Annotated in this window: 25 protein-coding genes; 8 read left to right on the top strand and 17 right to left on the bottom strand. The window is 71.2% G+C overall.

The genetic code is table 11. The features are described 5' to 3' along the window. Window positions 1–34 precede the first annotated feature (34 nt). From JIG36_RS21225 to JIG36_RS21215, 3 genes are all read right to left on the bottom strand, one after another. Window positions 35–1,336 (bottom strand): ABC transporter ATP-binding protein, encoded by a 1,302-nt coding sequence (locus JIG36_RS21225; RefSeq protein ID WP_203378081.1) that lies wholly within the window; start codon window positions 1,334–1,336, stop codon window positions 35–37. A 133-nt stretch (window positions 1,337–1,469) separates the two neighbouring features. Beyond that, window positions 1,470–3,626, bottom strand: coding sequence for a bifunctional glycosyltransferase/CDP-glycerol:glycerophosphate glycerophosphotransferase (locus JIG36_RS21220; RefSeq protein ID WP_203378080.1), 2,157 nt, complete (start codon window positions 3,624–3,626; stop codon window positions 1,470–1,472). Further along, window positions 3,623–5,473 (bottom strand): DUF5941 domain-containing protein, encoded by a 1,851-nt coding sequence (locus JIG36_RS21215; protein ID WP_203378079.1) that lies wholly within the window; start codon window positions 5,471–5,473, stop codon window positions 3,623–3,625. The genes JIG36_RS21220 and JIG36_RS21215 overlap by 4 nt, the downstream gene beginning before the upstream one ends. 238 nt (window positions 5,474–5,711) lie before the next feature. Between JIG36_RS21215 and JIG36_RS21210 the strand changes: the two genes are divergently transcribed. Beyond that, entirely contained in the window at window positions 5,712–5,900 is a 189-nt protein-coding gene (locus tag JIG36_RS21210) for a PspC domain-containing protein (protein WP_203378078.1), read from the top strand. Window positions 5,901–6,110: 210 nt separating this feature from the next. Here the strand turns inward: JIG36_RS21210 and JIG36_RS21205 are convergent, their stop codons facing one another. The 7 genes from JIG36_RS21205 to pdxH are packed head-to-tail and all read right to left on the bottom strand — an operon-like array spanning window position 6,111 to window position 11,922. Continuing rightward, window positions 6,111–6,887: a DUF4230 domain-containing protein gene (locus tag JIG36_RS21205; protein ID WP_203378077.1), complete on the bottom strand. Its 777-nt coding sequence runs from the start codon at window positions 6,885–6,887 to the stop codon at window positions 6,111–6,113. A gap of 42 nt (window positions 6,888–6,929) precedes the next feature. Next, on the bottom strand, window positions 6,930–8,096 hold the full coding sequence (locus JIG36_RS21200) for an acyl-CoA dehydrogenase family protein (protein WP_203378076.1): 1,167 nt from the start codon (window positions 8,094–8,096) through the stop codon (window positions 6,930–6,932). Then, entirely contained in the window at window positions 8,096–8,389 is a 294-nt protein-coding gene (locus tag JIG36_RS21195) for a type II toxin-antitoxin system VapB family antitoxin (RefSeq protein ID WP_202993985.1), read from the bottom strand. Before JIG36_RS21195 ends, JIG36_RS21200 begins: the two co-directional genes overlap by 1 nt. Window positions 8,390–8,424: 35 nt before the next feature. Continuing rightward, a complete protein-coding gene (locus JIG36_RS21190) occupies window positions 8,425–9,039 on the bottom strand; it encodes a nitroreductase family protein (protein ID WP_203378075.1) in 615 nt (204 codons plus the stop codon). A gap of 6 nt (window positions 9,040–9,045) precedes the next feature. Next, window positions 9,046–9,966, bottom strand: coding sequence for an aldose 1-epimerase family protein (locus JIG36_RS21185; protein WP_203378074.1), 921 nt, complete (start codon window positions 9,964–9,966; stop codon window positions 9,046–9,048). Between the two features lie 10 nt (window positions 9,967–9,976). Next, window positions 9,977–11,299 (bottom strand): MFS transporter, encoded by a 1,323-nt coding sequence (locus tag JIG36_RS21180; protein ID WP_203378073.1) that lies wholly within the window; start codon window positions 11,297–11,299, stop codon window positions 9,977–9,979. Next, on the bottom strand, window positions 11,296–11,922 hold the full coding sequence (gene pdxH, locus JIG36_RS21175; RefSeq protein WP_203378266.1) for a pyridoxamine 5'-phosphate oxidase: 627 nt from the start codon (window positions 11,920–11,922) through the stop codon (window positions 11,296–11,298). The genes JIG36_RS21180 and pdxH overlap by 4 nt, the downstream gene beginning before the upstream one ends. A 262-nt stretch (window positions 11,923–12,184) precedes the next feature. Between pdxH and JIG36_RS21170 the strand changes: the two genes are divergently transcribed. Further along, entirely contained in the window at window positions 12,185–13,291 is a 1,107-nt protein-coding gene (locus JIG36_RS21170) for a citrate synthase 2 (protein ID WP_203378072.1), read from the top strand. Further along, the gene (serC, locus tag JIG36_RS21165) at window positions 13,288–14,400 is read left to right on the top strand and encodes a phosphoserine transaminase (RefSeq protein WP_203378071.1); all 1,113 of its coding nucleotides are present in this window, start codon (window positions 13,288–13,290) and stop codon (window positions 14,398–14,400) included. The genes JIG36_RS21170 and serC overlap by 4 nt, the downstream gene beginning before the upstream one ends. On the opposite strand, the gene JIG36_RS21160 is transcribed toward serC, so the two are convergent. Beyond that, the gene (locus JIG36_RS21160; protein WP_203378070.1) at window positions 14,379–17,708 is read right to left on the bottom strand and encodes a hypothetical protein; all 3,330 of its coding nucleotides are present in this window, start codon (window positions 17,706–17,708) and stop codon (window positions 14,379–14,381) included. The two genes, serC and JIG36_RS21160, sit on opposite strands and share 22 nt — an antisense overlap. Window positions 17,709–18,031: 323 nt before the next feature. On the opposite strand from JIG36_RS21160, the gene sepH reads away from it, so the two are divergent. From sepH to JIG36_RS21145, 3 genes are read left to right on the top strand one after another with little or no spacing between them, the layout of a single operon-like run. After that, window positions 18,032–19,117: a septation protein SepH gene (gene sepH / locus JIG36_RS21155; protein WP_203378069.1), complete on the top strand. Its 1,086-nt coding sequence runs from the start codon at window positions 18,032–18,034 to the stop codon at window positions 19,115–19,117. Next, complete coding sequence (thpR, locus tag JIG36_RS21150) at window positions 19,066–19,593, top strand: RNA 2',3'-cyclic phosphodiesterase (protein WP_203378265.1); 528 nt, start codon at window positions 19,066–19,068, stop codon at window positions 19,591–19,593. The genes sepH and thpR overlap by 52 nt, the downstream gene beginning before the upstream one ends. A gap of 32 nt (window positions 19,594–19,625) precedes the next feature. Next, window positions 19,626–20,000, top strand: coding sequence for a hypothetical protein (locus JIG36_RS21145; RefSeq protein ID WP_307872826.1), 375 nt, complete (start codon window positions 19,626–19,628; stop codon window positions 19,998–20,000). 136 nt (window positions 20,001–20,136) lie between these two features. Here the strand turns inward: JIG36_RS21145 and JIG36_RS21140 are convergent, their stop codons facing one another. Next, window positions 20,137–20,763, bottom strand: coding sequence for a TetR/AcrR family transcriptional regulator (locus JIG36_RS21140; RefSeq protein WP_203378067.1), 627 nt, complete (start codon window positions 20,761–20,763; stop codon window positions 20,137–20,139). Between the two features lie 54 nt (window positions 20,764–20,817). Between JIG36_RS21140 and JIG36_RS21135 the strand changes: the two genes are divergently transcribed. After that, window positions 20,818–21,153, top strand: coding sequence for a hypothetical protein (locus JIG36_RS21135; RefSeq protein ID WP_203378066.1), 336 nt, complete (start codon window positions 20,818–20,820; stop codon window positions 21,151–21,153). A gap of 33 nt (window positions 21,154–21,186) precedes the next feature. On the opposite strand, the gene JIG36_RS21130 is transcribed toward JIG36_RS21135, so the two are convergent. From JIG36_RS21130 to JIG36_RS21115, 4 genes are all read right to left on the bottom strand, one after another. After that, a complete protein-coding gene (locus tag JIG36_RS21130) occupies window positions 21,187–21,600 on the bottom strand; it encodes a hypothetical protein (RefSeq protein WP_307872825.1) in 414 nt (137 codons plus the stop codon). A 59-nt stretch (window positions 21,601–21,659) separates the two neighbouring features. Beyond that, window positions 21,660–22,991: an MFS transporter gene (locus JIG36_RS21125; protein WP_203378065.1), complete on the bottom strand. Its 1,332-nt coding sequence runs from the start codon at window positions 22,989–22,991 to the stop codon at window positions 21,660–21,662. A 67-nt stretch (window positions 22,992–23,058) separates the two neighbouring features. Continuing rightward, entirely contained in the window at window positions 23,059–23,505 is a 447-nt protein-coding gene (locus JIG36_RS21120) for a MarR family winged helix-turn-helix transcriptional regulator (protein ID WP_203378263.1), read from the bottom strand. A 71-nt stretch (window positions 23,506–23,576) separates the two neighbouring features. Beyond that, window positions 23,577–25,001: an NCS2 family permease gene (locus JIG36_RS21115; RefSeq protein WP_203378064.1), complete on the bottom strand. Its 1,425-nt coding sequence runs from the start codon at window positions 24,999–25,001 to the stop codon at window positions 23,577–23,579. Window positions 25,002–25,173: 172 nt separating this feature from the next. On the opposite strand from JIG36_RS21115, the gene JIG36_RS21110 reads away from it, so the two are divergent. Beyond that, window positions 25,174–25,386 carry a DUF2530 domain-containing protein gene (locus JIG36_RS21110; protein WP_236047979.1) on the top strand — a complete coding sequence of 71 codons (213 nt, stop codon included), beginning with the start codon at window positions 25,174–25,176 and terminating at the stop codon, window positions 25,384–25,386. A gap of 9 nt (window positions 25,387–25,395) precedes the next feature. Here the strand turns inward: JIG36_RS21110 and JIG36_RS21105 are convergent, their stop codons facing one another. Continuing rightward, on the bottom strand, window positions 25,396–26,241 hold the full coding sequence (locus JIG36_RS21105) for a DUF3027 domain-containing protein (RefSeq protein ID WP_203378062.1): 846 nt from the start codon (window positions 26,239–26,241) through the stop codon (window positions 25,396–25,398). Between the last annotated feature and the right edge of the window lie 60 nt (window positions 26,242–26,301).

The following is a 26,301-nucleotide window of genomic DNA, read 5'->3' as shown; positions in this document are numbered from 1 at the left end:
GGTCAGCGCAAGCCGATATCAGCGCAAGACGACGTCAGCGCCAGCCGACGTCGATCCGGTCGCCGCGCTCGTCGAAGAAGTGCAGCGCGTCCATCTTCACCGCGACCGCGAGCGGATGCCCGGGCAGCACCGGCGGGTATGGCGCCAGCCGCACCCCCAGTTCGGCCGGGCGGCGGTGGTGGCGGCCCGGGTCGTTGAGCACGCTCTGTTGCTCGCTCTCACGGGTCTTGACGGCCGTGCCGTTCGACCGGCCGGCGAGGCGCTGCAGGGCGCCGCCGAACCGCTTGAGCGCGCCCCCGGTGGGCTCCTCGTCCTCACGCGCCCGGGCGCCCATCTCGTCGACGACGATCGCCGTGGCGCCGATGTCGAGGTAGGCCAGCGACTCGTGCCCGTGGTGCTCGAGATAGCGGATGCGGCCACGCAGCACGTCGCCCGGCTGGTCCGGCGCGACCGGGGTGAGCGCCTCGGCCCGCATGCCGACCACGATCCGCTCACCGTGGTAGTGCGCCACCGCGCGGGCCCGGATGTCGTTCCAGGGCAGGTAGAGCGCCTGCTCACCGAAGTTCAGCTCGATGTAGCGCTCGAGGTGCACAAAGACCGACGCCTCGAGCAGGTTCATCCGGGGCGCACCCAGGAAGGCCGCCACATAGAGGGTCGCCGGGCGCCCGTACACCTCGGTCGGGGTGCCCACGTCCTGCAGGATGCCCTTGCGCATGATCGCGACCCGGTCGGCCATGGTGAGCGCCTCGGCCTGGTCGTGCGTCACGTACATGGTGGTGACACCCAGCTCGCGGGTCAGGCTCGAGATCTCGGCCCGCAACTCGGCCCGCAGCCCGCTGTCGAGGTTGGAGAGCGGCTCGTCCATCAGGAACAGGCCCGGGCGGCGGACGATCGCGCGCCCCATCGCGACCCGCTGCCGCTGGCCGCCGGAGAGCTGGCTCGGCTTGCGCCGCAGCACGTCCCCTATGCCGAGCGCGGCGGCGACGTCGCCGACCCGTTCCCCGCGCGGCGCCGGCTCGACCCCGGACAGCTTGAGCGGGAAGCCGATGTTGTCGCCCACCGTCATGTGCGGATAGAGGGCGAAGTCCTGGAAGACCATGGCGATGCTGCGGTCGCGCGGCGCGAGTTCGAGCACCGGGTCGCCGTTGAGAAGAATGTCGCCTTCGGTGGGATCCTCGAGGCCGGCGATCATGCGGAGGATGGTGGACTTCCCGCAGCCCGAGGGCCCGAGAAGGACCAGAAACTCACCATCGTCGACGTCCAGGCTGACGTTGTTGACGGCTATCGTGCCGTCCGGCCAGACCTTCGTGACGTCCTTGAGCGAGACGGTTGACACCGTCTACCTCCCCTGCCGGGCTCCATCAATGTGATCCCGGTCCCACGACGGCCGGCGATCGGCCTAATTTGACGAGGAGTATCGATGTCACGCCATCGGGTGAACGTGCCATTCGCGCTGGGTCACTGCTTGGTTACGCCGTTTCCCCGAGGAATACACGGCGGACAATGCGCTCCGCGGCGTGCCCGTCGTCGAGATAGCAGAAGCGCTGCCGAAACTCCGCGCGGGCGGCCCGGGTCGTCTCGTCCGCGTATGCGCCGCTGCGGAACAGGTCGGCCAGCGCTGTGAAATCCGTCGCAACCGCGCCCGGCGGCTCGGCGAGAAGGTCGAAATACGTGCCGCGCAGGTCGCGGTAGACCGGCCAGTCGGGCGCGAAGACGACGATCGGCCGGTCCAGCACGGCGAAGTCGAACATGGCCGACGAGTAGTCGGTGAGCAGCACGTCGGCGGCGAGGTAGAGGTCCTCGACCACGGGGTGGTCGGTGACGTCGACGACGGTGCCCGCGCTGGGCAGCTCGGTCGTGGCCGAGAAGTAGTGCTTGCGGACGAGCAGCACCACGTCCGGCCCGAGCGACTCGGCGAGCCGCTCGACGTCGACCACCTGCTGCCCGGCCGGCAGCCATTCGCGGTGGGTGGGCATGTAGAGCACGACCGGGCCGGAGCCGGCCGTGACGCCGATCTTCTCGCGGGCCGCGGCGCTGTCGGCCGCCGTCGCCAGCGCCAGCCGGTCGTTGCGCGGGTAGCCCACCTCGAGCGTCTGGTAGGAGGTCGGGTAGGCCGACTCCCAGGCGATCGTGGTGTGCGCGTTGGCGGTCACGCTGAAGTCCCAGCGGTCGGCGCGCCGCATCTGGCCCTTGAAGTCGGCATCCCGTACGCCCGCCGGGTGGTCGACCTGGTCGGCCCCCATCTTCTTGAGCGGGGTGCCGTGGTGGGTCATGACGTGGGTCGTGCCGCGCCGCTTGACCATGCGGTTCGGCCAGTTGACGTTGTTGACCAGGTAGCGGGCCCGGGCCAGGGCGCGGTAGTACGGCAGGGTGCCCGCGACCACATGGTCGGTGCCCGGCGGCAGCGACCCGGAGCGACCCGGAGCGACCACCCAGACGTGGCGGATGTGCGGTGCCAGCTCGGCGGCCTTGGCCGCGACGGCGGCCGGGTTGCAGCTGACCCCGCGGTACCAGTAGGCGCCGTAGAGCGCGAGCGACCGGTCGACCGGCATGCGCAGCTGCGCCCGGTAGTAGAGGTGACCGAGGGCCTGCCGCGAGCGGCGCTTGACGAACCCGCCCGTACGGCGGACCAGGCGCTTGCCCCGGCGCAGCGTGCGCAGGGCGAAGTCGAACGCGCGCATCGACCGGTACGAGCCGCGGGCCACCATGCGGTAGCGGACGCCCTCGCCCCCGCCCGGCTGCGGATAGCCGTCGGGCGGAAGGTACTGCCGGTACATCTCGCTCATCCGGCCGAAGAACCGGGCCCGCGACTCGCGCGGCACCCGGGCGTCGTGCCGCAGCACCCGCAGGAAGTGCCAGATCATCCGGCGGAAGAGCAGGCCACGCACCTCGTCGGTGGGGGACGCGTACTTGGCGACCAGGGCCTGCGCGTGCTCCCAGTGGTCGAAGACCTCGAAGTGCCGGTCGCCGACGGTCCGGGTGATCGCGCCGGTGCGGCGCTGCCGGTAGTGCACACACGTGCGCGGCAGGGTGCTGATCCGGGGCGCGGCCAGCATGACCGGGAACGAGAACGAGACGTCCTCATACCAGCCGGCCTCGAAGACGAACCCGAGGCGCAGCAGGAACTCGCGGCGGACCACCTTGTTCCAGGCCACGTGCAGGATGTTGAGGACCCGCGGCCACTGCTCAACCGAGAACACCTCGGGCGCCTCGGCCAGCGGCTTGCGGGCGCTGCCGAGCTGCACCCGGCCGTCCCAGTGCACCCGGTCCCAGCCGACGATCAGCAGGTCGGCGTCGGTGGCGCGCAGCCGGGCGGCCACCGCGGCCAGTGAGCCGGGGGACAGCCAGTCGTCGGAGTCGACGAACCAGACGTACTCGCCGACGGCGTGCTCGAGGCCCAGGTTGCGGGCACGGCCCAGGCCCAGGTTCTCGGGGGCGGTCACGACCCGTACGCGGGGATCGCGTGCGGCGTACTCGGCGAGGATCGCGCCGCTGTAGTCGGGCGAGCGGTCGTCGACGGCGACGATCTCGAAGTCGGCGAACGACTGGCTCAGCAGCGAGTCGAGGCACTGACGCAGGTAGCCCTGCACCTTGTAGACCGGCAGAACGATGCTCAGGAGAGTCACGAGCGGGTGCCACCTGTCCGCCAGTCGGCGATCGCGTTGAATCCGAACATGCCGCCGACCAGCACGGCGAGCACCACCACGCCGGCGGTCGGCACCCCGGCCAGCGCGGCGACGGTCAGCACCACCACCCGGCCGTCCCAGCCGAGCGGATCACCACCGGCCCGGCCCGCGGGCGCGATCTTCTCCATCCGCGCGACCAGGTCGTAGTGGTGCAGCGTCAGCATGAAGATCAGCAGGTAGGTCACCGGGGTCGGCACCGAGCCGGACGCGCCGACGGCGACCACGATCAGGAACTCGGCCGCGCGCAGGCCGGCCGGGATCAGCCAGTCGAGCGGGCCGCCGTGCCGGGCCCGGGCGGGCAGACCGGCCGCGAGCACGATCAGCGCCGTGACCGCGAGGGCGACCTTGGCCGGCGGCTCGACCACGCCGGTGAGCAGCAGGATCACCAGGGCCAGGGCGGCGACGGCGGCCAGGGCGGCGAACCCGAGCGGGGCGGGCGCCTTGACTCGGCTCAGCCCGGCCCGTACGAGGAAACCGTCGTCGCGGAAGCGGGAGGTGTCCACCTTGTCCAGCACGCCGACCCGCATGCTGATCGCCCGCAGCGAGCGCAGGGCCAGCGTGTAGGCCATCGCGAACAGGCCGCAGACGACCATGCCGGCCAGCGCGATCCGCCCGTTCGTGAAGATCGCCAGCACCGACATCAGCGCCCAGCGCTCCCCGATCGGGAACACCACGATCCGCTTGAGCCAGTACGCCACCGAGCCCGTGTCGCCCTGGACCCGCGTCGACGCCGCACTGAGCCGGGCGCCCACTCCCCCGGCGGCCTGCGGGCGCGGATGGGCGGCGGCCTCGTCGTGCAGCGCGCCGTACCAGCCGTCGGTCATGTGCCGCACGGTCTGCAGCACGATCGCGGTGATGGCGAGGGGCCAGGCGTACGGCAGCCCGATGCGCTCGGCCCCGGCGGCGAGACCGGCGTACGCCGCGTACTCCTTTGCGCGGTCGGCCATCGTGTCGAGCCAGCCGCCGAACGCGCCGAACCGCCGGGTGTAGCGGGCGAGCTGACCGTCCACGCAGTCGAGCACGAAGCCCAGGTAGAGCAGGATGCCACCGGCGATCATGGCGGGGCGCGACGCCTGCCAGAACGCGAGCGCGGCGGCGACGGCGAACAGCACCGAGATCGCCGTGACGCCGCTCGGGGTCAGGCCGAGCCGGGCCGAGAGCTTGGTGACCAGCGGCGACCAGGTGCTCACGGCGTACGTCGTGAAGAAGTCGTCCTTCTCCTTGACCGCCATGCGCAGGCGCGCCCGGTCTTCGTCGACGGCCGCCACCCGCTGCCGGGCCCGCGCGAGCTCGTCGGTGTCGTGCACCAGCTCGGCCCGGAGCAGCCGCAGCGGGGTCGCGACCGGCACCAGACCGGCCTCGAGCAGGGCGGGCAGCAGGTCGGCGTCGCCCTTCTCGGCGACCTGGGCCAGCAGCGGCAGGTCGGCCGGGGCTACGCACATCGCGCCGCCGTAGCGCACGTTGCCGGGGCCCTCGCCCGCCGGGAGGATCTTGCCGCGGTCTTCGCGCAGGTCACCGGCCGGGTCGGGGACGACCAGCACGGTGCTGCGGCCGGCCGGTTCGGTGGCCAGCATCCACAGCAGGCTGGGGTGGGCGACCAGGTTGTCCTCGCTGATCAGCACCGGTTCCTGGGCGCGGCGGGCCACCTCGCGCAGCGCGTCGGGACCGCGGTCGACGCTGCTCGCACCGGCCGAGCGCAAGGCCGCCGACAGTTCCGCGCCGAGCCGGTCGGCGTCGGACGGGTCGAGGGCGTTGCCGGTGCCGGCGTGCAGGACGGCCAGCGTCACCGGTCTGTCACCGCATGCCTCCTAGGGCCTGCTTAAGGGCCTGCCACTCGCCCCTGAGCGTGTCAGAGGCGGCAAATCGGCACCCAGGTTAACAGCGGATGGTACGGGGGTACGGGTCACCCTTACGGGAGCCGGGTCGCCCTTCTCCACCTGCGGACCGAGGGCGGACGGTCACCGCGTCCTTACCGTTGAGTACATGCACCGGCAAGCAGCCGGTAGCCCCCGATGAAGGAGTGAAGTGACTGTGACACGCCGTCTCGCTCGCCCCCGGAACGACCGCTGGATCGCCGGCGTCTGCTCCGGCCTGGCCCGCCGCTTCGGCGTCTCGCCGAACATCATGCGGCTGATCTTCGTGATCTCGTGCCTGCTGCCCGGTCCGCAGTTCCTGATCTACATCATCCTCTGGGTCATGCTGCCCAACGAGTAAGCCGCGGCGCTCCCCCCGAAGCGCCGGTAGAACGCCGGGCGCCGCCACCCCGCCCCCGGGCCGGCGGCGCCCGGTTTCACCGTTACGGGTGCCACTTTTCCGCACGGGCCTCGCCTTCCGGCGAGGCCCGTGTCGCTTCTACGGCCTGTTCTGTTTCAAGGGCGCGTCCTGCTTCAAGGGCGCGTCTTGCCTCTACGGTGTGCCTTGCTCCTACGGCGTATCGAACGTGACGGTCACCGTCTGATAGCCGAGCCGGGTGAACAGGCTCTCGAGCATGCGCTCGGTGTTCTGTTTGGCCCGGGCGTCGAGGCCGCTGGCCCGGGCGGCCTCGGTGATGCGCTGCTGGGTTAGGGCGTAGACCTGTTGCTGCTTGCCCGGGTCGCTGCGGAAGGCGTCGCCGATGCGGTTGAACAAGCCACGCTCCTCGGCCACGACATAGCTCTTCTGCATGTCGAGGTTGGCCGTGCCCTGCTGTGGCGGCGGCAGCGTGATCGTCACCGTGTTCTTGTCGTTGTCGATCGTCAAGGCGTCGTCGGCCAGGGATCCGAACTCGACGTATTCCTCGACCGTGCCCGAGCCGACGAACAGCGTGCGCCGGTTGACCAGGAAGTCGGGGATGTTCTCCTTGTTCTCCTGCAGGTCGACGATGACCTGGAAGGTGCCGTCAGCCGCGACGTAGCGGCTGAGGTCACGCATGGACTGCAGCAGCACCGGCTGGCTGCGGTCGGTGGTCTTGTCGGAGAACGGGTTGTCGAAGCTGGGCAGCACGTTCACCGCGCGCAGGCCGAGGCAGGCCGCGACCATCAGCGCGAAGACGAAGAACGTGAAGATCAGCAGGCGTGCGAAGCCGCTGACGCGGGGTGCGGGCTCGGGCGGCGCCGAAGCGGTCTCGGGCGGCGCGGCGGGCTGCTCCGTCGGCACGGCGGGGTATTCCCGTGTCGGCTCTCCCACGTCGGTGGAGGTGGAAGCGTCCGGTGACTTGGCCATGACTTCAAGGTACGAGGGGGGTACGACATCCGCAGCGGACCGTCAGGCGAAAGCGTTCAATCCGGTCAATTTCTGGCCGATGACCAGCTGATGGATCTCGGATGTTCCCTCGTAGGTGAGGACGCTCTCCAAATTGTTCGCATGGCGCATAACGGGATATTCCCCGCTGATCCCATTGCCGCCCAGAATCGTCCGGCAGGTCCGCGCGATTGCGATCGCCTCGCGCACGTTGTTGAGCTTGCCCACGCTGACCTGCTCGGGCCGCAGCGAGCCGGCCGAGTCGCGCAGGCGGCCCAGGTGCAGCGCGAGCAGGAAGCCCTTCTGCAGTTCGAGCGACATGTCGGCCAGCTTGGCCTGGGTGAGCTGGAAGCCGCCGATCGGCCGGCCGAACTGTTCCCGGGTGGTCGCATAGTCGATCGCGACCCGCAGGCAGTCACGGGCCGCGCCCATCGAGCCCCAGATGATGCCGAACCGGGCCTCGGTCAGGCAGGACAGCGGCGCCTTGAGCCCGCGCGCCTCGGGGAAGCGGGCCGAATCGGGAAGGCGGACGCCGTCGAGCGTGATCTCGCCCGTGCTGGACGCGCGGAGCGACATCTTGTGCTTGATCTCGCGCGCCGAGAAGCCGGGCGTGTCGGTCGGCACCGCGAAGCCAACCACGCCCTCCTCGGCGCGGGCCCAGATCACGGCGACGTCGGCGACCGGCGCGTTGGTGATCCACATCTTGCCGCCGTCGAGGATCCAGTCGTCGCCGTCGCGGCGGGCCCGGGTCGACATGTTGGCTGGGTCGGAGCCGTGGTCGGGTTCGGTCAGCCCGAAGCAGCCGATCAGCTCGCCGGTCGCCATGCCGGGCAGCCAGCGCTGCTTCTCCGCCTCGGAGGCGTGCTTCCAGATGGCGTACATGGCGAGCGAACCCTGCACGCTGACCAGCGAACGCACCCCGGAATCGGCCGCCTCGAGCTCCATGCAGGCCACGCCGTAGGAGACGGCCGAGGCGCCGGCGCAGCCGTAGCCGGTCAGGTGCATGCCGAGCAGGCCGAGCTTGCCGAACTCGAGGGCCAGCTCGCGGACCGGGGTGGTGCCCGACTCGTACCAGCCGGCGACGTGCGGGCGTACGCGGTCGTCGGCCACCCGGCGCACGACCTCGCGGATGTCGCGTTCCTCGTCGTTCAGCAGCGTGTCGAGGTCGAGAAGATCGAGCGGCGCGACCATCAGTCGACGACCAGGACCCGGGCGTGGATCTGGTTGCGCTGCTGCAGCGCCGCCCGCAGCGCGCGGTGCAGGCCGTCTTCCAGGTAGAGATGGCCCTGATATTCCACGACGTGCGGGAAGAGGTCGCCGTAGAACGTCGAGTCTTCGGCGAGCAGCTTGTCGAGCGCCAGCTCGCGCTTCGTCGTGATCAGATCGGCCAGCCGGATCGGGCGCGGCGGGATCTCGGCCCACGCCTTGAGGGTGGTGTGGTGATCGGGATACGGAGCGCCGTCCCGGACCGCCTTGAAGATCACGGCCGATCCCCCTCTCCCGAACCCATCAGCACAGCCTAACCCTCTCTCGGCGCGGCCCATCGGCCATGATGCACCACATCGTCCACCGGGCGGTGCCCGCGCTTGAGTGACGGAGACCTCTTGTCCGGTGCCCGATAGCCGACGGTGAGCACCCCGACCGGGTTGAACTCGTCCGGAACCCCGAACGCCTCCTTGAAGCCCGCGACAGCCGGCACCGGGATGCCGAAGAAGCAGGAGCCCAGTTCCTCGTTGACCGCGCTGAGGTGCATCAACAGCGCGGCGAAGCCGGTGTCGATGTCCCAGTACGGCACCGGCCAGCGCGCCTCGTCCTTGTCGGTCCAGCCCTTGTCAGGCTGGGCGTAACGCTCCAGGTAGACCGACTTGTTCGAGAAGCACACAACGATCACCGGTGCCGTGCTCATCCGGGCCAGCCACTCGTCGGGCGCGCCGTCACCGGCGGTCGACGACCAGTAGAGCTCGCGGTCCTTCGGTTCGGTCAGGACCAGGAAGCTCCAGCCCTGGGAGAAGCCGGCGCTCGGCGCCCGCAGCCCGTGCCGCACGATCTTGTCGACGATCTCGGACGGGACCGGACGGTCCGGGTCGTAGCTCCGGACCATCCGCCGCTTGCGCAGAACCTCTTCGAAATCCACTGCGGGTCAGCCCCGGATTCCCCACGAAGCCGACCAGCTCTCGCCGGGGGCCAGCACGATCAGGTCGCGGCCGGTGCGGAACGCGTCGGGCGGGCAGGTCATCGGCTCGATCGCCAGCGACCGGCGGAACCGCTCACCGTGCAGCGTGTCGCCCGAGAAGACCTGCCAGAACTTGAACTTCTCGTCGGCCCAGACCACGACCTTGCGGTCGGAGGACGGGTCGGCGATGGTCACCTCGGTGATGCCGTCGGCATCGTGCGTGATGTCGCCGAACGAGGTGTCGAGCACCAGGTCACCGATCTTGCGGGGCTCGGTGAAGTCGTACTCCGTGCCGGCCACCGCGTTCGAGCCGATCGGCAGCAGGCGGCCGTCGGCCACGATCCGGGTGCGACCCGGCACGTGCAGCAGGGTGTCGTTCACGCTCACGCCCGGCAGCTGGACGTAGGGGTGCACCGAGTAGCCCCAGGGCGCGTTCGACGGCGAGTTGTTCACGACCGTCTGGTCGCAGCGCAGCCCGTCGGCCGAGATCGACCAGGTGGAGCGCAGGGTCAGCCACCATGGGTAGCCGATCTGGGCGGGCAGCTCGAACTGCAGGGTGACCGACGACGCGGTCTGCTCGACCAGCGTCCAGCTGCTCCAGTTGACCAGCCCGTGGATGGCGTTGTGCCGGGCCGGCTCGGTGAGCGAGAGCTGGTAGGACTGCTCCTCGAAGGTGTACTTACCGTCGCGGATGCGGTTGGGCCAGGGCGCGAGGATCTGACCGGCCGAGGCCGGGGAGAGCTCGTCGGCCTCGAAGCCGTCGAGCACCGGCACGTCGCCGACGGAATAGCCGCGCAGCGTGCCGCCGACCTCCACGACGACGGCGCTCTGCCCGTCCGACTCGATGGACCACTGGGTGCCGGACTTCGCGGCAACGACACTCGTCATGGCTTGGACATTATCGGTTCGCATCGTCGTCCGTAGCGGCGGCTTGCACGGCGGGCGGGCGGTATCTGAGCAGGGCCGGGAAGGCGGCGGCGAGAGCGACGGCCAGACCGGCGGCCACGAACCCGCCGCCGGCCCACGAGACGGCGGGCGAGGTGAGGTCGGCGGTGGCGCCCGCCCGCAGGTCGCCCAGCCGGGGTCCGCCCGCGACCACGACCGTGAACACGCCCTGGAGCCGGCCGCGGAGCCGGTCGGGCGCGAAGACCTGCAGGATCGACTGCCGGTAGACGGCGCTGACCAGGTCGGCCGCGCCGCCCACGGCCAGCAGCAGCACCATCAGCCACAGGCTGTGGGCCAGGCCGGAGAGCCCGATCGCGATGCCCCAGGCGACCACGGCGATCACCAGGGCCAGGCCCTGGCGTTTGATCCGGCCGATCCAGCCCGAGGTCAGGCCGCCCACCACCGAGCCGATCGCGATCGCGCTGAACAGCCAGCCGACCGCCCAGTCGCCGCCGAACCGGTCGACCGCGACCTCGGGGAACAGCGCCCGCGGCATGGCGAACACCATCGCGACGATGTCGACCGCGAACGAGAGCAGCAGCACCGGCTGGGTCACCAGGAAGCGCAGGCCGACGGCGATGCCGCGCAGGCCGGCGGTGGGCTTGTCCTCGCCCGGCCCGTGCTCGACCGGCGGGATCGGCGGCAGCCGCCAGGTGGCCCAGAACGAGATCGTGAACAGCACGGCGTCGACCAGGTAGGCCGTGGTGACGCCGGCGCCGGTGCCGGAGACCGCGAAGATCAGCCCGGCCGCCAGCGGTCCGAGCACGCCCCCGGCCGTGGTGGTCGTGTAGGCGAGCGTGTTCGCCGCCGGGACGAGCCCGGACGGCACGATGCGCGGGATGATCGCCTGCCGGGTCGGTGAGCTGATCGCGAAGCCGGCCGACTGCACGGCGGTCAGCGCGAGCAGCAGCCAGGCGCTGTTCACGGCGAACAGCGCCTGCACGAGCAGCCCGACGGTGGCGATCCAGGCCAGCATCGAACTGGCCAGCAGCAGTTTGCGGCGATCGACCACGTCGGCCGCCGCGCCGCCCCACAGCCCGAAGATCAGCAACGGCACCAGACCGGCCACGCCGAGCAGCCCGACCCAGGCCGAGGAGTTCGTGATCGCGTACATCTCGACCGGGACGGCCACCGAGGTGAACTGGAACCCGAAGAACGAGACGCCGTTGCCGATCCACATCCGGCGGTAGGCGGTCACCCTCAGCGGGCGGATGTCGATCACCCAGGACCGGCGCTCGGTCACCTTCTCGGTGGCCTCGACCGCGTCCTGACTCACGGCGCCAGCCTTTCGACGACCCAAGACCCGTTTCCCGTACGGCGGTAGCGCAGCCGATCGTGCAGGCGGCTGCTCCGCCCCTGCCAGAACTCGACCGTCTCGGGCCGCACCAGGAAGCCGCCCCAGTGCCCGGGCGGCGGCACCGGACCGTCGCCGAAGCGCTCCTCGACGGCGGCCAGGCTCGCGTCGAGCGTCTCCCGGTCGGGCAGCACCGACGACTGCGGGCTGGCCCACGCGCCCAGCTGCGATCCGCGCGGCCGGGAGGCGAAGTATTCCTCGGTCTCGGCCCGCCCGACCCGCTCGACCGCCCCGGCCACCAGCACCTGGCGCTGCATGCCGAACCACGGGAAGACCAGGCTCGCGTACGGGTTGGCCGCGAGCTCGGACCCCTTGCGCGAGGTGTAGTTGGTGAAGAACACGAACCCGCGCTCGTCGTACTCCTTGAGCAGCACCGTGCGCGCGCTCGGCCGGCCCTCGGGGGTGGCGGTCGACACGATCATCGCGTTCGGCTCGGGCAGCCCGAACCCGGTGGCGTCGCTGAACCACGCCTCGAACTGGGTGCGCCAGTCGGCCGCGAGGTCCGTCTCGAGCAGCGCCCCGCGCGCGGTGTAGTCACGTCGCATGCTCGCGGGCGACGGCGGTTCGAGGGTCACGAGCGTTCCAGCTTTCTGATTTTCCGTTTCCGGAGATCGTGCTTCCGGGGATCGTGCTTCCTGGGACCGTGCTTCCGGGGATCGTTAGCACCGCAAACGACCCTAAGTCGCTTCGGGCCGTCCGTCAGGTCGGTGAGGATGGGTGTCGCGGAGAGCACATCGCGGTGGGTCGACCTGCCGTTACCTGACGAGCAAGATGAAACACCTACAGCATTCTGGTGGCAGGAGGGTCGTGACCGACTTCAAGCCCGGGCTCGAGGACGTGGTGGCCTTCGAGACCGAGATCGCCGACCCCGACGAGGCCGGTGGCGCACTGCGTTACCGCGGCGTCGACATCGAGGACCTCATCGGCCAGGTCTCGTACGGCAATGTCTGGGGCCTGCTCGTCGACGGGCGCTTCGGTCCCGGGCTGCCCCCGGCGGAACCGTTCCCGGTGCCGGTGCACTCCGGCGACATCCGGGTCGACGTGCAGTCGGCGGTCGCCATGCTCGCCCCCTACTGGGGTCTCGACCAGCTGCTCGACATCTCCGACGACCAGGCCCGGCGCGACCTGGCCCGGGTGTCGGTCACCGCGCTCTCGTTCGTCGCCCAGGCCGCCCGCGGGCTGGGCCTGCCGGCCGTGCCGCAGAAAGACATCGACAAGGCCGAGACGATCGTCGAGCGGTTCATGCGCCGCTGGCGGGGCGAGCCCGACCCGCGGCACGTCAAGGCGGTCGACGCCTATTTCATCTCGGCCGCCGAACACGGCATGAGCGCCTCCACGCTGACCACCCGCGTGGTCGCCTCGACCGGGGCCGACGTGGCCGCCTGCATCTCCTCCGGCATCGGGGCGCTCTCCGGCCCGCTCGACGGCGGCGCCCCGGCCCGGGTGCTGACCATGCTCGAAGACGTCGAGCGCAGCGGCGACGCCGAGTCGTACGTCAAGGGTGTCCTCGACCGCGGCGAGCGGCTGATGGGCTTCGGTCACCGGCTCTACCGCGCCGAAGACCCGCGCTCGCGCGTGCTCAAGCGCACGGCCCGCGAGCTGGGCGCCCCGCGCTACGAGGTCGCGGTGGCGCTCGAACAGGCCGCGCTGGCCGAGCTGCAGGCGCGCAAGCCCGACCGGCCACTGCCCACCAACGTGGAGTTCTGGTCGGCCGTCGTGCTCGACTTCGCCGAGGTGCCGGGCCACATGTTCAGCTCGATGTTCACCTGCGCGCGGGTGGCCGGCTGGAGCGCGCACGTGCTGGAGCAGAAGAAGCTGGGCCGGGTCGTGCACCCGTCCGTCCGCTATGTGGGAGCGGCGCCGCGCAAGCCGGAGCAGGTCGAGGGCTACGACAACCTGCCGCATAATGTTTGACCGTGACTGACATCCGGATCCCCGAGACCCTTCGCCCCGTCGACGGACGCTTCGGCTCCGGCCCGAGCAAGGTGCGCCCCGAGGGCGTCGAGTCGCTGTCCGCGGTGTCCCGCACGTTCCTCGGCACGTCCCACCGGCAGAAGACGGTGAAGGAGCAGGTGGCCCGCCTGCGCCGTGGCCTGGCCGAGTTCTTCTCGATGCCCGAGGGCTATGAGGTGGTCCTGTCCAACGGCGGCACCAGCGCCTTCTGGGAGACGGCGACGTTCGGTCTCGTACGGGAGAAAGCGCAGTTCGCCGAGTTCGGTGAGTTCGGGGCCAAGTTCGCCAAGGCCGTGACCGACGCGCCCTTCCTGGCCGAGCCGACCATCCACCGGGCCCCCGCCGGCTCCGCGGCCTACCTCACGGCCGAGGCCGGCGTCGACGTCTACGCCTCGGTCCACAACGAGACGTCCACCGGCGTGGCCGTTCCGGTCCGCCGTGTCGACGAGGGCGCGCTTCTGCTCACCGACGCCACCTCGGGCGGCGGCAGCCTCGACGTCGACCTGCGCGAGACGGATGTCTACTACCTCGCCCCGCAGAAGGCGCTGGGCTCCGACGGCGGCATCTGGCTGGCCCTGATGTCCCCGGCGGCGATCGAGCGCGCGTTCGAGATCAAGGCGAGCGGGCGCTACATCCCCCAGTTCCTCGACCTGGTGACCGCGATCGAGCAGTCGCGCCTCGAGCAGACCTACAACACGCCTGCCCTGGCCACGGTGTTCCTGGCGGCCGAGCAGCTTGACTGGATGAACGCGCAGGGCGGTCTGTCGTGGGCCGTGAAGCGCAGCGCCGAGAGTGCGGCCGCGATCTACGGCTGGGCCGACCGTTCCTCGTACGCGACCCCGTTCGTCACCGACCCCGCGCTGCGCTCGGCCGCCGTGGCGACGATCGACTTCGAGGGCGTGGACGCCGCGGCGATCGCCAAGGTGCTGCGGGCCAACGACATCGTCGACACCGAGCCCTACCGCAAGCTGGGCCGCAACCAGCTGCGGGTCGCGCTCTACCCGACGGTCGAGCCGTCCGACGTGACCGCGCTGACCACCTGCATCGACTACGTTGCCGAGCGCCTCTGACCCAGCTCGACCACCCGGTCGGCCAGGTCGGTGTTGTCCGGGCGGTGCAGCACGGCCACGATGGCGGCCCGCGGCAGGCGCTCGCGCACGAGCGTGAGCAGCTGCCGTTCGGCGGCCGGGGTGAAGGCGCTGGTCGTCTCGTCGATCAGCAACACATCGGGTTCGTCCGCGCAGGCCGTCGCCAGCGCCACGAGCTGCCGGTGGGTGACGCTCATCTCGGCCAGCTGTCCTGATTTTTCGGCATTCGGCAGGCCGAGGGTCGCCGACCAGCGGCCGGTCAGGGCGAGCGCGTCGGGCCGGCGCAGTTCGCCGAGCGGGATCGGGAGCGGCGGCGGCTCGTTCTCGACCAGGCGGCCCGGCACGGTCCTCAGCAGCGTGCTCTTGCCGGCCCCGGACGGACCGCGCAGGACGGTCAGTTGGCCCGGCGTCACCAGGTCAGGCTCCGGCCCCGGACCGGCTGTGGCGCGCTCGGCTTGCTCGGTTCGCTCGGTTCGCTCGGTTCGCTCGGTTCGCTCGGTCTGCTCGGCTTGCTTGGGGTCGGTCGCCGGGGGCAGCAGGGCGTAGACGCGGGCCAGCACCTGAGTGGTGCCGTCGACTTCCTGATGGGCCTCGACCACGGCCGCGAAACGTTCGCCGATCGCGTACGCGGCATAGACCGCGACCGCCAGCAGACCGGTCCAGCCCACCGGCGCCCAGGCGGCCGCGGCCACCGTGCCGGCGAAGAGCAGCACCCCGGCCGCCTCGACCGACGCCACGATCGCCATCCGGGTGCCGTGGGCGGCGTAGAGGCCCAGGTGCTCCATCGCCAGCAGGTCACGGAAGCGAGCGGCCAGACCGGGCCGCAGGGCGCTGCTGTGCACGAACGAGCGGCTGGTCAACACGGCTCCGGCATAGGTGCGCAGCGGCCCCCGGGTCGCGGCCAGCAGGGCCCGGCCGCGGATGCCGGCCCGCCGCATTGACGGGTAACGCACCACCGCCAGGACGCCCAGGATCACCACTCCGGCCGCCGCGACCGGGGCGGCCAGAACCATCGCGGTGACCGAGGCCGCCGTCGCGAGCACGGCCCGTACGCCCCGCAGCAGGATCCCCGGCGACCACAGCTCGGTCGTCGTGAAGTCGTCGGTGAACCGCCCGGCCGCGGTCGCCGAGCCCTCGGTCAGGCCCCGGTCGAGCATCCCTTCGAGAATTCGCCGGTGCAGCCGACGGGTCGCCGGCAACGGGCCGCGCAGCACCACGAACCGGTATCCGCCCTCGACGGCGAGGGCGACCCCGGCCAGAACCGCCAGCGCGACCACGTTCACCCGCTCGGCGCCGAGCGTTCCGGCCACGGCGAGTTCGGTCACCACGAGCCCGGCCAGCAGCACCCCGGTCAGCGCCAGCACCCGCCGGGGAAAGAGAGCGGCCAGTCGCGCGGCCGCCGCACGCAGGCTCGGCGGCTCCACGTCGGATTCCAGGCCCACCCCGTCCAGTACGCCCGTCCGGGCGCGAGCCGTGAACGGAGCATCCCGGGCGGCGTCCCGCGAGCGGGCGCCCTCCTGGGCGGCGTCCCGCGACTGGTCGCTTTCCCGGGCGGCGTCCCCCGAGCCGTCGCCTTCCCGGGCGGCGTCCTGCGAGCGGGTGCTGAGCGGCGCCTTCGGCATGTCGGCCGACGCGGGCCCCAGGGCCGCGGCCCACCGGCGGGCCTCCTCGGCCGGGAGACAACGGGCCAGATCATCCGCCGTCACATCGGCCCGTTTGCGCACGTCGACACCGTCCGGCCCGCACAGCACCACCGTGTCCGCCCAGGCCGCCGGGTCGGTGCGGGTGCCCGCGTAAACCCGCGCCGGCCCCTCCTCCTCGCCGAACACACCCGCGCTCACCTGGGCCGCGGTCGCGGGGTCGAGGGCCGAGAACGCGTCGTCCACCACCAGCACGTCCGGCGCCGACAGCCAGGCCCGGGCCACGCTGAGCCGCACCGCCTCGCCGTCGGAGAGCCGTCGCTGCCCGGTCGCCAGCCCGTCGTCCCCGCGCGCCGCGAAGAGCCCGCTCAGCCCGGCCCGCGCGACCGCCGCCCCCAGCCCGTCCCTCAGCCCGTCCCTCAGCCCGTCCCTCAGCCCGGTCGAGGCGGTGTTCCACAGGGTCGCGTTGTCGGCGATCGTGCCGTCGAGTTCGGGCTCGTTGCGGGCGACCACGGCGACCCGTCCGGGCCGGTCGTCCAGATAGGTCCGGACCGCGACGGAATCGCCCAGCACGACGATCCGCTCGCCGGGCCGGGGCGGGTCGCCGGCCGGCGCGATCAGCGGCGCCTCGCGGAACAGGGCCTCGACGTCGGCGGTCATGGTCGCGGCCCAGGCCACCGCGCCATAGGTCGACATGTTCTCGCGGACCGCGGCGACCAGCAGCTGCACGACCAGCAGCAGGGCCAGGCCCGCGCCCAGGTCGCCGGCCAGCACCACGGCGACCAGGCAGACCAGCGCCGTGCCGCCACCGGCCAGCGCGGCCAGCACCGCCCCGGGCCGCGACGCCGACCGCAGGGCCGCGAGCTGGCCGTCCCGGGCCTGCTCGGCCGCTTCGAGCACGGGCCGGGACCACTGCTGCCGGGCGATCGACGCCCAGTGCCGGGTGACCGTGTCGACCAGCGCGACGCGCCGGTGCCCGTACGCCAGATAGCCGTGCATCACCCGGGTCTCGCGGCGCACCAGCCTCTGCCACCCGGCGACCAGCATCCCGACCAGCCCGGCGACCGCGAGCCCGACCCACCCGAACGCCACCGACAGATAGCCGGTGAGGGCCAGCACCAGCACGGTGTTGACCACAAACTCGGCCCCGAACGCGATCTGCGCGACCTGCTGCGGCGCGGTGACCAGGAAGGTGCTCACCGAGCGGCCGCCGCCGGCCGTCCACGCCGGATCGACCCGCTGCAGCCGGGCGAAGATCGCACCCTTGAGCAGGGTGGTCATCTGGTAGAGCAGCGCGCGCACCAGCCAGGTCGACAGCCAGCGCAGGGCAGCCGCGAGCGCGACGGCCCCGACGACCAGCGCGGCTACGGAAGGCGTCACCGCACCGGCCCGCAGCTCATCGGCGACCCGGCCGACCAGGGCGGGCACGGCCGGCCCGAGCGCGACGACACCCAGCCCGGCGACACAGTAGAGCGCCAGCCAACCCCGATGGGCCCGCAGCAGCGCCCGCAACGCGCCGTTTCGTTCCAGGTCACGGGTGAACTTCTCGACCCGTGACGCCGACGGGAACCTCAGACGCCCGGCCTGGGCCACGGTGAGATCGGCCGGGGCGAGGCGGGCCAGTCGTCCCGCGCGCAGGAATCCGGTCACGAACGGGAGACCTTAGCCCGCGCGTGGCCCTCGTGCGGGGACACCTTCGCGTGACCACCCACTACGGCCGGCGCCCGCTTTGCGGCCCGGAGTTGCAGCCGGCCGCGTCGTCCGGCAGGGTTCTGACCTAGTGCTCTTGGTCACCCCGCCCTGCGTACATCCGCAGTTGAAGGTTCTGAATTTTCAAGATCATCGCAGCTCAGCGAACTTGGGCGGCGTGGCTTACCACCATTAGGTGACCAAGGCGCGTACCGTGTTCCCCAATGCGCCCGGGTCGATGAGGCTCGGGTGGCAAGGCCAACGCGACGGGACGGAGGCAACGCATGCGGCCGGTACGCTTCGTCGCCCTTTCCGAGGACGGCCAGGCCATGGTGCTCGCCGACGAGGTCGGCCGGCTCCTGGCTCTCCCGATCGACGACCGGGTCTCCGGCGCGATCGGCAGCGATGGGCACCCGGTCTCACCGGGCACGGCCGTCGCCGTCATGGCGCCCGACGCCCAGCCCGTGCTGTCCCCACGCGACATCCAGGCCCGCATCCGTTCCGGTGAGTCGGCCGAAGAGGTCGCCCGCATCGCCGGCGTGCCGGTCGACCGCGTCCTGCGTTACGCGGGTCCGGTGCTGCAGGAACGCGCCATGCTGGCGCAGCACGCCCGCCGCACCCGTCTGAAGACTTCGGACTCCGGCGCCCCGCTGGCCGAGGTGGTCGACAGCCGCCTGGCCCAGCACGGCATCGACACCGAGAAGATCTCGTGGGATGCGTTCCGCCGCGAGGACGGCACGTGGCGCATCGTCGCCACCTGGCCCTCCGGCAAGGCGACGGCCCAGGCGATCTGGGACCTCGACAAGGGCCGCCAGGTCGTGTCGCCGCACGACGACATGGCGCAATACCTGTGCGCCGAGCGGCCGACCCAGATCCTGGGTCAGGAGCCCGCTCCCGAGCGCGCCTTCACCGAGCGCGGCGGTCACGGCCTGCCCGGCCCGTCCCGCTCGGCCGAACCGACTCGCGGTGGCCACGGCCTGCCCGCCGCCGAAACTCCGGCCGCCCGTCCCACCCGCGACCCGATCCGGGCCGGGCGTGACGCGCTGCTCGCCTCGCTCGACCGCCCGCTCAGCCCGTCCGCGGGCAGCCGCAGCCTCGACGCCGGCCCCGCCGAGACGCCTCGCCGCCCGGTCGCCGGCGGTGCCGCGGCCCTGCTCGGCGGCGGTTCCGGCTCGGCCTTCGACGAAGACTCCGACCTGCCCAAGGAGGTCCCGGCGGTGCCGTCGCTGGCCGTCCTGCGCCCCCGGCGCACGGTGGGCCAGGGCCAGCAGCAGTCCGGCGAGACCGACGAGGCCAAGCCCCGCAAGCGCCTGCCCAGCTGGGACGACGTCCTGTTCGGCGGCGGCCCCGCGGCCCGAGAGTCGTCCTGACCCGGCTCTTCGTCGCGGTCTACCCACCGCCGTCGGCCCTCACGCCGCTGCTCGACGCCCTGCCGTCGTCATCCCGCCTGACCGCGCTCGACAAGTGGCACCTCACGCTGGTGTTCCTCGGCGACGCTGCAGCCTCTCCGGTCGCCGAGGCCTTGGCTGATGTCCCGTCCCCGCCCCCGTTCGAGCTACGCCTGTCGGGCGGCGGTCGTTTCGGCTCAGTCTCGTGGGCCGGAGTGGACGGTGACGTGGCTCAGTTGCACGAGCTGCGCGAGGGCATCCGCGACGCGTTGACGCTGGCCGGCTTCCCGAGCGACAGCCGCCCGTTCCAGCCCCACTTGACGGTCTCCTACACCCCCGACCCGGCCCTACGGAACGCCCTGGCCGCCTACGAGGGCGCCCCGTGGCCGGTAACCGGGTTCACCCTGCTCGAGAGCACCGAGGGCCGCTACAACCGCCTCGCCAGTTGGCTTCTCTGAACGGCATACTGCCGCTTGTGAACACTGATGCCGTGCGCGTCGAGGACTACCGCGAGATTCTGGCCCTGCACCGCTTCCTGTTCGAAAGCAAAGGCGACGATCTCACCAGCATCTACGCCGGCAGCCCGTACATCGCCGCGGTGCAGAACCGCCTCGCTGACGCTCTCGAGGCCGCCGACCCCGGAGACGGCTGGACCAACTGGCGAGCGGCCGACGGGCACGAGACCCGCGTCGAAGCGGTCCGCCGTCACCTACGCTCGAGCGGCGACGCGTGGAACAGCATGAGTCCCGATGTCCGCGCCGGCTACGTCCGCGATCTGCTCGCGCCGCTACGACTCCCCGAGACACTGCTGGCGGAACTGATCAAGATTCGCGCCCTTCCAGCGACAGGCGACGCGACAACCTGACGCACCACCCGCGGACCACGGGCCACCCACGGACCACGCACCACGCGCCACCCGCGGACCAAGCACCTCACTCCGCCGTCCAAGCAACTCACCCCGCGGGGGATCCCCCCAAATCGATTGTCCCCATTTCCGGCGATCAACGTGGGGTGCCCTGTGGACAACCCTCGGCTGTGGATAACCGGCCCTCCACTCGGATCCCGTTGAGCAGCAGCCTCAAGCCGTACTCGAACTGCTCCTCCGAACCCACCACCGGCATGGCGTCGCCCGGCAGGTCGTCCATCGCGCCGCTCACCTGGTGCCAGCGGGCGTCGCGCTCTCCCGCGTCGACCGCCATCCGCAAGCCGGCCGCCGAGTAGGCGATCAGGGCCTGGAACGCCCGCACGACGTCGGCCGGCGGGAGCCCCGCCTCGGCCAGCGCGGCCAGCAGCCCGCCCGCGTAGCGCCGCCCCCGCGAGCCCAGCGGCGGCCGCGCGGCGACGTGACCGGCGATCCCGGGATGGCGCAACGCCACCGCTCGCATCCCGGTCAGCACGGCCCGGATGCGCTCGTCCCACGGCTCGCCCTCGGCCGGCGGCGGCACCTCGTCGACGATCTGGTCGGCGACCGCGTCGAGCAGGGCCTCGCGGTTGGGGAAGTGGCGGTAGATGGCCATCGGGTCGCAGCCGAGCTCGTTCGCGATGCGCCGCATGGACATCGCCTTCTCGCCCTCACGGTCGCCGAGCGCGAGCGTGGCCTCGGTGATCAGGGCAGGGGTCAACCGCACAGCGCCGAAGTCTACGCCGTAGACATGGGCCGCGCGCTTGTCTACGGTGTAGACATGCGACTCGTAGCCTGGGGCCGACTCGTAGGGGCCACGCTCAGCCTGAGCACCTTCGTCTTCCTGTTCCTTCACGACTCCTGGCGCTCGGACAACATGTTCCTGGTGCCCGATCTGATCCTGATCGTCGCGCTGGCGGTGGCCGCAGCCCTGCCCGAGCGAGCGGCCCGCATGGCGCTGCCGGTCGCGTTCGCCTACAGCGGCGGTGTTTTGGCGACATCGGCGGCTTCTTACGCCGTACGCGATGAGGTCGGCCTGCCCAGCATCGCCGGAGCGGCCGTCGCCCTGATCCTGGCCGCGCTCATGGCCGGCCGGCGCACCTCAGCGCAGGTCTGAGCCGGCGCCTCAGCGCAGGTCCAGGCCGGCCCCTCAGCGCAGGTCCAGGCCGGCCGCTTCGAGCGCACCCACGACCCGCACGCGCTCGATCTCGCGGTCGATGCCGTGGAGCGGGCGCAGGTTCTGCTCCACCCCGAGGCACTCGCAGGCCATGCAGAGGCGGTCGTCGTAGGCCCGCATCACGGCCTCGAACCAGCGGTCGGACTCGAGCGTGACCCCACCGCGGCGCTGACGCTCGAGACGCCGCAGGTCGTGGGCCAGCCACTCGATCGGCGGCGGGCCGAGGCGGGCCACCACGGCGGCCGGGTCGACCTCGTGGCACGCCTGGTCGAGAGGGGTCCACGCACGCTTGCGGCGGAGCTCTTCCCTCCGCCGGACGACCACTACCGCGTACGGCAGGAGAGGAACGAGCGCCGCCGTGAGCACAACCATGTGCGCGTAGGCCACGCACTGACGCTAAAGGGGAACCGAGCCGGATCGGAATAGGCTTTCCTGCCAAATACCCGTCAGGCCGCCCTTTCCGCGACTTTGGGAGGGGCTGCTGGCGCGACCGGCGGGATGGAGACCGGCGCCGGAGGCACCAGCGTCAGGCGGGGACGAGGCCGCAGCGTCATCTCGATCCGCTCACCGTTCGTGCGGAGCTGCCACACCAGGGCGATCAGCCCGGCGACGAAGCAGACGACCCCGGCGCCGGAGATGCTCGACGCCACCCCGAACCGCTCACCCCACCAGCCGGCCAGCGACGCCCCGATCGGCGTGGTGCCGAGGAAGACCAGAACGTAGAGGGCCATCACCCGTCCGCGGTACTCGGGGTCGACGCCCATCTGCACGCGGTGGTTCGCGGCCTGGGCCAAGTAGATCGAGAAGAACCCGGTCGGGATCAGCACCAGCATGGCGACCACGAAGTTCGGGGCGAAGCCGACCGCGAACTCGAGCGCGCCGAACGCGATCGCCGCGCCGATCACCAGGTGCGAGCTGGGCCGGGCCCGGCGGGCGCTGCCGGCCAGGGCGCCACCGAGCGCGCCGACGGCCAGGGCGGTGGTGAGCAGGCCGAACGTGGACGGTCCGGCGTTGAAGTCAATCTTGGCGAGGGCGGCCAGGGTGACCGGGAAGTTGAAGCCGATCATGCCGACCACGAACATCAGGCTGATCGGCAGCACCAGGTCGGGGCGCCGGCCGACGTAGCGCAGGCCGTCCATGATGCGGGCGTCCTTCTTGGCCTGCCGGGCCGCGGGCCTCAGGTCGGCCGCGCGCATGCGGGTGTAGCTGAAGATCGGGGCGATCGCCAGGACGGTCGAGATCAGGAAGACCGGGCCGGTGCCGAAGAGCGCGAGCGCGACGCCGGCCAGGGCCGGGCCGCCGATCCGGGCGGTGTTGAAGGTCGCGGCCGACAGGGCGAGCGCGTTGGGCAGCAGCGGCAGTTCCACCAGTTCGGAGACGAACGCCTGACGGACGGGGGTCTCGACGGCGTTGGCGATGCCGAGCAGACCGGCGAAGAGGAAGACGTGCCAGAGCTCGGCGTGCCCCGAGGCGACCAGCACGGCGAGGGCGATCGCGGTGATCGCGAACGCGGCGTTGGCGATCACGAGCAGGCGGCGCTTGTCGAAGCGGTCGGCGAGCTTACCGGCGTACAGGGTCAGCAGGAGGACCGGCAGGAACTGGAGCGACGTCACCAGGCCGAGCGCGCTGGGCGAGTTGCCGGACAGGTCGAGCACGAGCCAGTCCTGGGCGGTGAACATCATCCACACGCCGACCAGCTTCACGAGCTGGCCGGTGGCGAAGAGCCGGTAGTTGCGAACCCTGAGGGACCGGAATGTGGTGTCCAGCACTGACCGCACGCGGTTGTGCCTCCTGTTCGGTCGTACGCGTCATCGTCTCGTGACGAAGCGCCGCGTAGCCGAACCCTCAGGCGCGGGAGATCTTCTGCAGGATCTCCGAGGCCCGGGCCAGTGTTTCCCGTTCGTCCGGCGCCAGGTCGGCCAGCTGGGTCGCCAGCCAGACGTTCCGCGCCTTCTCGAACTGGGCGTGCACGGCCCGTCCCTGCTCCGTGGCCGACAGGATGACCTGCCGGCCGTCGGTCGGGTGCGGGGTCCGCGCGACCAGGCCACGTTCCTCCAGCTTCCCGACGATCTTGGTCATCGTCGGGGGCTGGACGCGTTCGACGTCGGCCAGTTCACGCGGGGTCAGCGCGCCGGCCAGCTGGAGGCTGGTCAGCGCGGAGAGCTGGCTGAAGGTGAGATCACCGACCGGGCGGGCCTGACGGACCCGCCGGTTCAGTCGCATGATCGCCTCGCGCAGGGCCTTGGCCAGCTCATCGGCTGTGCCTCGATCCGCCACCACGGGACACTCCATCACGGTTCTTAGCCTAGCTAATGAGCCAGGCTAACGACATTGGAAACGCACATGACCTCGGTCACCGCAGGTCACAGGATCCAAGTCTCCAGCGGGCCACGCAAGAAGTAGAGGACGAAGAGCACAGCCACGCCGTACAGGATGGGGTGGACCTCGCGGGCCTTGCCGGTGACCGCCTTGAGGAGCACGTAGGTGATGATGCCGGCGCCGATGCCGTTGGAGATCGAGTAGGTGAACGGCATCAGCGTGATGGCCAGGAACGCCGGGATCGCGATCGTGTAGTCGCTCCAGTCGATCTGCTTCACCGCGGTCATCATCAGGAAGCCGACCACGACCAGCGCGGTCGACGCGGCCTCGAACGGCACCACGGTGACCAGCGGCGCCAGGAACATGGCGAGCAGGAAGAGCACGCCGGTGACCAGGTTGGCGGCTCCGGTGCGGGCGCCCTCACCGACACCGGCCGCGCTCTCGATGTACGACGTGTTGCTCGACACGCTGGCCGCACCACCCGCGGCGGCCGCCACCGAGTCGACGAGCAGAATTTCCCGCGTACGCGGCGGCATGCCCTCGGAATCGAGGAGGTTGCCCTCCTGGCCGACGGCGACCATCGTGCCCATGGTGTCGAAGAAGTCCGTGATCAGCAGCGTGAAGATGAACATGATCACGACCAGCCAGCCCGCCCGCGACCACGAGTCGAGCACGTTGAAGTGGCCGAGCAGCGACAGGTCGGGCGAGCTGACGATCTTCTCGGGCAGCTTCGGGGTGTTCAGCGACCAGCCCTTGGGGTGGGCGATGGCCTCCACGATGATCGCCAGCACGGTGCTGCCGAGGATGCCGATCAGGATCGCGCCGCGCACCTTGCGGACGAAGAGCACCAGCGTGAACAGCAGACCGGCCACGAAGACCACGGTGGGCCAGGTGGAGAGCTTGCCGCCGACGCCGAGCTCGAGCGGGACGGTGGTGCCGGACGCGTCCGGGATGCGGCGCACGAAGCCCGCGTCGACCAGCCCGATGATCATCAGGAACAGGCCGATGCCGACGCCGATCGCGGTCTTGAGCTGGGTCGGAACGGCCCGGAAGACCATCGTGCGCAGACCGGTCAGCACCAGGATCGCGATCAGCACGCCCTCGATGACGACCAGGCCCATCGCGTCGGCCCAGGTCATGGTGGGGGCGATCTCATACGCGACCAGGGCGTTCACACCGAGGCCGGCGGCCAGAGCGAGCGGGAACCGGGCCACGACGCCCATCAGGATGGTCATCAGACCGGCCACCAGCGCCGTGCCCGCGGCCAGGGCGGTGATGGCCAGCTGGGCGCCGTCACCGTCGACCCCGTTGCCGAGGATCAGCGGGTTGAGCACCACGATGTAGGCCATCGTGAAGAAGGTGGCCAGGCCACCGCGAACCTCACGGCCGAGGGTCGAGCCCCGGGCCGAGATCTCAAAGAACCGATCAAAACCATTTTTCGGTGTACGGGTATCGGTTGCGGCGGTCATGCGGCCCTCTCCGGTTCACGAGGAAACTTCGCGGGCATGGTCTCAGCAGTCGATGACCTGCGCAAAACCAGGCTGTGTCGGCCCTGTCACAGGGACCCACCGGTGATCTCCGCGGACCTATCCTGTCGGTGTGAGCACTCCGCAGCCCCGTGTCGAGCCGCTGGACCCACCCATGGTCCCGTTCGCCGTCGGCGGCCTGGCCGCGTTCGCCGTCGCCGCCCTCATCGTGTGGCTGGCCGACGGCCCCGACCGCTGGCTTCAGATCTGCATCGCCGGGTTCCTGGCCGGCATCCCCGGCCTGATCACCATGATCGTCCACGACCGGCACCGTCGCCGCCGCCGCGCGCTGACTCACCCCGAGTTCAGGGTGACGTCAGAGGCCTAGGTGGTCTGCCTAGCTGTGGCCGTAGTCCTCGGCCGGTTCGCTCTCTTCGACCGAGCCGTGACCGCGGCTGACCGCGACCGACTCGACCTCGCTGTCGTCGTAGACCGTGGGCAGCTCGTCGACCGGCGCCTGCGGCTCGGGCGTGCCGAGCAGGGCCTCGGAGTGGGCGCCACAACCGTGGTCGGAGCTCACGGCGCGGCCGTCGTCGGGGGCGTAGAGGTTGCCGCAGACGCCGAACATCGAACGCATCGAACCGGCCAGCGGCAGGTAGAACCCGCAGGTGCCGCAGCGGGCGTTGCGCGGGGCGGCCACTGAGATGGGCGCCTCGGGACCGGCCTCACCGTCGTACCACCTCTGGGCGGCGTCGATGCGGCCCTCCCGCGACATGACCCGCGAGCGGCCGAGGCCGAGTTCCCAGCTGACCTCTTCGACGGCTGGGTCGTCGCTCAACACGTAGCCCTGGGCCAGGCGCTCGTCGTCGGGCGCGGTGGGCATGAGATCGCCCACACCGAGGTCGCCCGGCTGGAGGCGCTCGTTCCACGGCACCCAGCCCGGAGCGAGCAGCGCGTCGGGCCCCGGCAGCAGCACGGTTTCGCAAATGGTGACGTGGCGGCTGCGCGGCACCCGCGTCACCGTGACCGCCCAGCGCCAGCCGCGGTAGCCCGCGAGGTGACTCTCGAACAGGTGGGTCACAACCCGGTCGCCCTCGGCAATGGCCTCGAGGTGGTCGCCGACGTCAGCCGGGTCCACATCGGTGATGGCGCCCCGAGCGACCCCGACAGCATCGGCACAAACCTGGTCGAGGCGGGCGGCACGCGTGGTGGTCCGAGTCGTCACCTGTCTATTGTCCCCCACCCGGTCACCTGTTCCGCACCGACTCCCCCGGATTCTGCCGGTCCCGGAACGGGACACCGC

This window comes from Paractinoplanes ovalisporus, assembly GCF_016834655.1.
GTDB classification, from domain to species: domain Bacteria; phylum Actinomycetota; class Actinomycetes; order Mycobacteriales; family Micromonosporaceae; genus Actinoplanes; species Actinoplanes ovalisporus.
Note: the sequence above shows the minus strand (reverse complement) of the source record. Positions and strands in the feature narration are given on the sequence as shown.

What these genes read in the sequence shown, in the direction of transcription:
- JIG36_RS21205 (WP_203378077.1), bottom strand. Translation starts at nt 6,887, where the DNA reads ATGGCCAAGTCACCGGACGCTTCCACCTCCACCGACGTGGGAGAGCCG.
- JIG36_RS21185 (WP_203378074.1), bottom strand. Translation starts at nt 9,966, where the DNA reads ATGACGAGTGTCGTTGCCGCGAAGTCCGGCACCCAGTGGTCCATCGAG.
- JIG36_RS21120 (WP_203378263.1), bottom strand. Translation starts at nt 23,505, where the DNA reads ATGGAGTGTCCCGTGGTGGCGGATCGAGGCACAGCCGATGAGCTGGCC.
- JIG36_RS21110 (WP_236047979.1), top strand. Translation starts at nt 25,174, where the DNA reads ATGGTCCCGTTCGCCGTCGGCGGCCTGGCCGCGTTCGCCGTCGCCGCC.
- JIG36_RS21135 (WP_203378066.1), top strand. Translation starts at nt 20,818, where the DNA reads ATGCGACTCGTAGCCTGGGGCCGACTCGTAGGGGCCACGCTCAGCCTG.
- sepH (WP_203378069.1), top strand. Translation starts at nt 18,032, where the DNA reads ATGCGGCCGGTACGCTTCGTCGCCCTTTCCGAGGACGGCCAGGCCATG.
- JIG36_RS21115 (WP_203378064.1), bottom strand. Translation starts at nt 25,001, where the DNA reads ATGACCGCCGCAACCGATACCCGTACACCGAAAAATGGTTTTGATCGG.
- JIG36_RS21200 (WP_203378076.1), bottom strand. Translation starts at nt 8,096, where the DNA reads ATGGTCGCGCCGCTCGATCTTCTCGACCTCGACACGCTGCTGAACGAC.
- pdxH (WP_203378266.1), bottom strand. Translation starts at nt 11,922, where the DNA reads ATGCGACGTGACTACACCGCGCGCGGGGCGCTGCTCGAGACGGACCTC.